Annotated in this window: 6 protein-coding genes; 5 read left to right on the top strand and 1 reads right to left on the bottom strand. The window is 65.7% G+C overall.

Annotated elements, in window-relative coordinates; genetic code table 11:
• Positions 1-15 precede the first annotated feature (15 nt).
• The 3 genes from EN745_RS30420 to EN745_RS30410 all read left to right on the top strand — a co-directional run bounded on the left by EN745_RS30420 (position 16) and on the right by EN745_RS30410 (position 2735).
• A complete protein-coding gene (locus EN745_RS30420; protein WP_126059324.1) occupies positions 16-603 on the top strand; it encodes a nicotinate-nucleotide adenylyltransferase in 588 nt (195 codons plus the stop codon).
• A complete protein-coding gene (locus EN745_RS30415; protein WP_126057803.1) occupies positions 600-1370 on the top strand; it encodes a galactosyltransferase Lgt5 in 771 nt (256 codons plus the stop codon). The genes EN745_RS30420 and EN745_RS30415 overlap by 4 nt, the downstream gene beginning before the upstream one ends.
• Positions 1371-1445: 75 nt before the next feature.
• Positions 1446-2735: an MFS transporter gene (locus EN745_RS30410; protein ID WP_127400280.1), complete on the top strand. Its 1290-nt coding sequence runs from the start codon at positions 1446-1448 to the stop codon at positions 2733-2735.
• 15 nt (positions 2736-2750) lie between these two features.
• On the opposite strand, the gene EN745_RS30405 is transcribed toward EN745_RS30410, so the two are convergent.
• Positions 2751-3608 (bottom strand): mechanosensitive ion channel family protein, encoded by an 858-nt coding sequence (locus EN745_RS30405; protein WP_127422955.1) that lies wholly within the window; start codon positions 3606-3608, stop codon positions 2751-2753.
• Between the two features lie 243 nt (positions 3609-3851).
• Here EN745_RS30405 and rsfS point away from each other — a divergent pair, with 243 nt between their 5' ends.
• Both rsfS and EN745_RS30395 read left to right on the top strand, forming a co-directional pair.
• Positions 3852-4229 carry a ribosome silencing factor gene (rsfS, locus tag EN745_RS30400; protein WP_126059326.1) on the top strand — a complete coding sequence of 126 codons (378 nt, stop codon included), beginning with the start codon at positions 3852-3854 and terminating at the stop codon, positions 4227-4229.
• A 63-nt stretch (positions 4230-4292) separates the two neighbouring features.
• Positions 4293-4665: 23S rRNA (pseudouridine(1915)-N(3))-methyltransferase RlmH (locus EN745_RS30395; RefSeq protein WP_127422954.1), on the top strand; the 373-nt coding region annotated here is incomplete at its 3' end.

The raw sequence follows: 4665 nt of genomic DNA, 5'->3' as shown, positions 1-4665 counted from the left end.
TCGCACTATCTACGCATGCCGCATGCCGGCAAAGGGGTTGCGGTTGGCCTGTTCGGCGGCTCGTTCAACCCGCCGCATGCCGGACATGCGCTGGTCGCCGAGATCGCGCTCAGACGCCTGGCGCTCGACCAGCTGTGGTGGATGGTGACGCCGGGCAATCCGCTGAAGAGCACGCGCGAGCTGGCGCCGCTCGCCGAGCGCATCGAACTCTCCGAAAAGACAGCCCGCAACCCGAAGATGAAGGTCACCGCCTTCGAGGCCGCGCATCATTTCCGCTTCACCGCCGACACGCTGGCGCTGGTCAAGGCGCGCAATCCCGGCGTCGACTTCGTCTGGATCATGGGCGCCGATTCGCTGCGCGCCTTCCACCGCTGGCAGCGCTGGCGCCAGATCGTCATGACCTTCCCGATCGCCGTCATCGACCGCCCGGGCGCCACGCTCTCCTTCCTGTCCTCGGTGGTCGCCAAGACCTTCGACTATGCCCGCGTCGACGAGGGCGACGCGCCGCGCCTAGCCCGCATGAAGGCGCCGGCCTGGACCTTCATCCACGGCCCGCGCTCGTCGCTGTCGTCGAGCGCCATCCGCAAGCTGGCGAAGCCATGACCGATCCCGGACTGCCCGCGGTTCATGCTTTCTGGATCGGCGGGCCGCTCGGGGCAATGCACACCGCCTGCCTGAAGTCCTTCGTCAGGGCAGGCCACCGCACGCTGCTGCATGTCTATGACGACCCCGGCGACGCGCCGGCTGGCGTCGAACTCGTCGATGCGACAAGAATCCTGCCACGTGAGCGCATCATCAGGCATCGCAATGGCGGCCTGGCGCTGTTCGCCGACATCTTCCGCTACAAGCTCCTGGCCACCGGCGCCGAGATCTACATCGACTGCGACATGTATTGCGTGCGGCCGCTGTGCCGGCGACCCTATCTGTTCGGCTGGGAAAGCGAGACACGCATCAACAATGCGGTGCTGAGCCTTCCCGTTGGCTCGCCGATCCTCGCCGATCTGGTCGAGACGGTCGACCACCCTAAGCGGTTTCCCGAATGGTATTCGTGGACCAAGCGGCTGCGCTTCGGCGCTTTGCGGGCGCTCGGTAGGGTGAGGGGATTCCAGGACCTGCCGCATGCCTCGATCGGCCCACCCCTGCTGACCTATCTGGCGCGCAAGCACGGGCTGCTGGGCGAGGCTTCGCCGGTGGATGTGTTCTATCCCAATGTCGAGGGCGCTGGCACGCTGCTAGATCCCCGGAAATCCATCGCCGATGTGGTGAAGCCGGAAACGCTGGCGATCCATCTTTGGCACGGCTCGCTTTGGAAGCTGCGGCTGGCCGATGTGCCGCCGAGCTCGCCGTTGGGCGAAATTCTGGCCATGTGAGGTCGGCGCCGCTGCCCGTCCGGCGATGTCGCTTTTGCGGCGGCCTTTCGCCGTGCGGTGGGCGATGCTGCACGAATGCTTGAGAAGAACCGCACCACCATCGAGCGAGAGGATAGCAAGCAGCCGGCGCCGCTGATCGCCATTGCCAGCGTTGTCGTGTCGATGGCGCTGATCGCGATCGGCAACGGGCTGATGTTCGCCTTCATCCCGGTGCGACTCGGCGCCGACGGCTTCGATCCGACCTGGGCCGGGCTGATCGTCACCGGGCTGTCGGCCGGCGGGCTCGCCGGCTGCATCCTGACTGGCCCGCTGGTGCGCCGGGTCGGGCATGCGCGCGCCTTCATGGTGCTTTCGGCGCTGATCGCGCTCTCCAACGCCGCGATCGGCGCAGGGCCCATCCCGCTCATCTGGATCGCGGCGCGCGCGCTCTACGGGTTCGCCATATGCGGCCTGTTCATCGTCGCCCAGAGCTGGCTGAACGATGCCGTGGCCAATGCCATACGCGGCCGCGTCATGGCGGTGTTCTATGTTGCCTATGTCGCGGGCCTCGGTGTCGGCTATGCGACGCTCGCCGCCATCGACATCCGGACGTCGGCAGCGCCGCTGATCGGCATCGCCTTCACGGCGCTGTCGATCCTGCCGGTCGGCATGACGCGGCTGGCGCAGCCGCCACCGCCGCAGGCGGCATCCGTCGCGCTTGGTCGCGCTTGGCGGATCTCGCCGGTCGGCGTCGCCGGCATGCTCGCCGTCGGCGGCCTGTCGATGATCATCTCCGGTTTCGCGCCGATCCATGCCACCGCCAAGGGCTACAGCCAGGCGGATGTGGCGCTGCTGTTGTCGGCCATGCCGGTCGGCACGCTGATCCTGCAGATACCGCTCGGCTGGATCTCGGACCGGACCGACCGGCGCTATGTGCTGATCGGCGCGGCACTGCTTGCCCTCGTTGCCAGCCTGTTCGCCATCACCTTCGACGGCGGGGCGCTGGGCGTTCTGCTTGTGGTCTATCTGATCTGGGATGGGGCGTCGGAATCGATCTATTCGCTATCCAGCGCGCACGCCGCCGACCGCGCGGGCAAGGATGACCTGCTGGCCCTGTCGAGCTCGATGCTTTTTGCCTGGTCGCTGGCCGGGTTCGTGGTGCCGGGCATCGTGACGGCGCTTTCCGCGGTCTACGGCACCGGAACCTTCATCTATGTCGGGATCTTCATTGCCTCGGCGTTCTGCCTGTTCGTCTTGTGGCGGATGCTGGCGGCACGGCCGGTTCCGGCCACCGCGACTGGCAGCTTCGCGCCGATGTGCGCGCAGGCGCCGCTGCCGGTGGAGCTCGCCTTCGCGCCGGACGAGCAGCGTCGCTCCGGCAATTAGCGTTGAGCCTGCGTCCTACTGCCTGGTCACGGACGGTTCCTGGCTCGGCGCTTCCGGTGGCGGCGCCGGGACCGAAATGCCTTCGGCGTCGAAGGCCTGCTTGGCGCGTTTGGTAAGATCGATCTGAGTGGCGAAGAAATCGGCGGCCGAGGTCCAGTAGCGCAGGCTGATGGCGACGCCGCTGTCTCCGACGGTGGAGACGAAGGCAATCGGGACCGGCTCGCGCCTGACGCGCCGCTCTGTGGCGGCGACGCCGAGCATCACCTTTTGCGCCAGGTCGATGTCATTCCAGGAGCCGATGGTCAGCGTGACATCGCCGCGGCGCACACCGTTGCGCGTATAATTGCGCACCGGCTGGTTCCACAGCGTCGAATTGGGCGCCAGCACATAGACGCCGTCGACCGTCCTCAGCCTGGTGGCGAACAGGCCGATCTCCTCCACGGTGCCGGAGATGGGACCGACCTCGACATATTCGCCGATGCGGAAGGGTCTCAGCGCAAGCAGCATGATGCCGGCGGCGATGTTCTGCAGCGTGCCCTGCAGCGCCAGCCCGATGGCGAGGCCGATGGCGCCGATAGCGGCAATGATCGAGGCCGTCTGCACGCCGAACTGGCCGAGCACCATGATGACGACGAGGATCAGGATGGAGTAGCGCACAATCTTCGAGAAGAAGTGGCGCAGCGTCGCGTCGAAACCATGGATATGGCCGAGCCCGGCAAAGATCGAGCGTTCGGCAAGGCCGGCGACGAGATAGCCGACGACCAGCAATATGACGGCGCCTATGGCCGAGAAGGAGTAGGAAACGATCAGACTGCTGAGCTGCGCAAGGCTTGCCTGCACGGCGAGGAGGGTATCCTGGGGATCGATCGGCATCATGGGAAATCCGGTTGGTGGGCGAGCCGATAACCCATGCGGACGCGATGGGTTCCCGATTTTTCCCGGCCAGCGGAACCAATCGGAAGAGGTCGCGTTTGCGGCGGCACGGGTCGCCGTCTTGAAACTGCAACGGAACTCTGCCTATCTAAGTGGTGTCGCCCTGATTTGGCGGGTGATTTGGTTGTTCTTGCTGCGAAAGGAAAGACACTGAGAACAGCACTGCGGAAGAAGGCCGACATCGTGCCTTCGCCGGCCGGGATCAGCGGAAACGACGCCGTGTCCCGCGCCATCAAGACAGTCCTTGCCAGTCTGGAAGACTCCAAGGCCGAAAACATCGTCTCAATCGACATCCAGGGGAAATCGAGCCTCGGCGACTACATGGTCGTCGCCTCGGGCCGATCGCACCGTCATGTCTCGGCTGTCGCCGATCACCTCCTCAAGGCGCTGAAAGATGCCGGACTCGGCATGGCGCGCGTCGAGGGGCTGGCCGGCGCCGACTGGGTCCTGATCGATTCGGGCGATATCATCGTCCATGTCTTCCGTCCCGAAGTCCGCGAATTCTACAATCTCGAAAAGATGTGGCAGGCGCCGGACCTCGAGGAAGAGACCCTTCACTGAGCCGTATTTGGTGCGTGTCCCCCATCCCTGGGTGACATGCATTTGCGGCTCTTCGAGGCAGGGATGAAGATCACCGTTCATGCCGTGGGCCGGATGAAAGCCGGCCCCGAGAGAGAACTCGCCGACCGCTATTTCGAGCGCTTCGCCAAGAGCGGCCCGGTGGTGGGGCTGGAATATGCCGGCCTTGTCGAGATTGGAGAAGGCCGCGCCCAGACCGCCAATGAGCGCCGGCGCGAGGAAGGCCAGAAGCTGCAGACGATGCTGCAGCAAGGCACGGCGCTGGTCCTGCTCGACGAGCGCGGCAAGAATTTCTCCTCCGAGGATTTCGCCGGCCGCCTCGGCTTGCTGCGCGACGGCGGCCGGAAGGCGTTGGTGATCGCCATCGGCGGCGCCGACGGCCACGACCAGTCGCTGCGCGACCAGGCCGATCTGGTTC

It is taken from the genome of Mesorhizobium sp. M4A.F.Ca.ET.022.05.2.1 (genome assembly GCF_003998845.1).
Classification (GTDB): domain Bacteria; phylum Pseudomonadota; class Alphaproteobacteria; order Rhizobiales; family Rhizobiaceae; genus Mesorhizobium.
The sequence above is the reverse complement of the archived record's forward strand: the minus strand, read 5'-3'. Positions and strand labels throughout refer to the sequence as shown.

What these genes read in the sequence shown, in the direction of transcription:
- EN745_RS30405 (WP_127422955.1), bottom strand. Translation starts at nt 3,608, where the DNA reads ATGCCGATCGATCCCCAGGATACCCTCCTCGCCGTGCAGGCAAGCCTT.
- EN745_RS30415 (WP_126057803.1), top strand. Translation starts at nt 600, where the DNA reads ATGACCGATCCCGGACTGCCCGCGGTTCATGCTTTCTGGATCGGCGGG.
- EN745_RS30410 (WP_127400280.1), top strand. Translation starts at nt 1,446, where the DNA reads ATGCTTGAGAAGAACCGCACCACCATCGAGCGAGAGGATAGCAAGCAG.
- EN745_RS30420 (WP_126059324.1), top strand. Translation starts at nt 16, where the DNA reads ATGCCGCATGCCGGCAAAGGGGTTGCGGTTGGCCTGTTCGGCGGCTCG.